The sequence below is a fragment of the Protofrankia sp. Cr1 genome (assembly GCF_963555865.1).
In the GTDB taxonomy this organism is placed as follows: domain Bacteria; phylum Actinomycetota; class Actinomycetes; order Frankiales; family Frankiaceae; genus Protofrankia.
This window is the reverse complement of sequence record NZ_CAUVXO010000148.1, coordinates 10,130-10,621: the sequence shown is the minus strand read 5'-3', so window position 1 is coordinate 10,621 and position 492 is coordinate 10,130. Positions and strand designations below refer to the sequence as shown.

General features: G+C 69.9%; 1 protein-coding gene. It reads right to left on the bottom strand.

The features are described 5' to 3' along the window. Window positions 1-20 precede the first annotated feature (20 nt). Window positions 21-492 (bottom strand): hypothetical protein (locus tag U9980_RS13600; protein WP_322768242.1); only part of this gene is annotated, 472 nt, incomplete at its 5' end.

Sequence of the window (492 nt, the reverse complement as noted above, 5' to 3'; positions counted from 1 at the left end):
CAAGGAAGCGGCCCGGCGGGTCACTCCCCGGCCCTGAACTCGCTGATGCCGATCACATTCGACTGTGCGTGCACGCACCGGTAGATCATGGCCTTGTCCGCCGGGGAGGCGAACGTGATGTCGTAACGCAGCGGATACACGCGGCTGGCCTCGGTAGTGTTGTGATCACGTACCTCCTGGACGGCCTGGCCGGCGGTGGGGCACGCAGCGCGGACCGCCTCCTTCTGCGCGTCCGTGGCGGTGGCCGTGAAATAGACCACGGCCTCGATCCGAGGTGACGGTCCGGCGACCGCGACATACACGCCGAAGGCGGTCAGAGCGGCGAACGCCAACCCGCCGAGCACCACCCAGCGCCGGTGGCGTCGATCGGTGAGGGTCCGGCGCAGCCCCGCCGTCACCGACTCGGGCGGGCGTCGGACCCGTGCCGGTGGGGCGGTGTCCGCAACGTCGCTCACGGTCGGGAACCTTCCCTCGGACGAGATCTCACAGCGC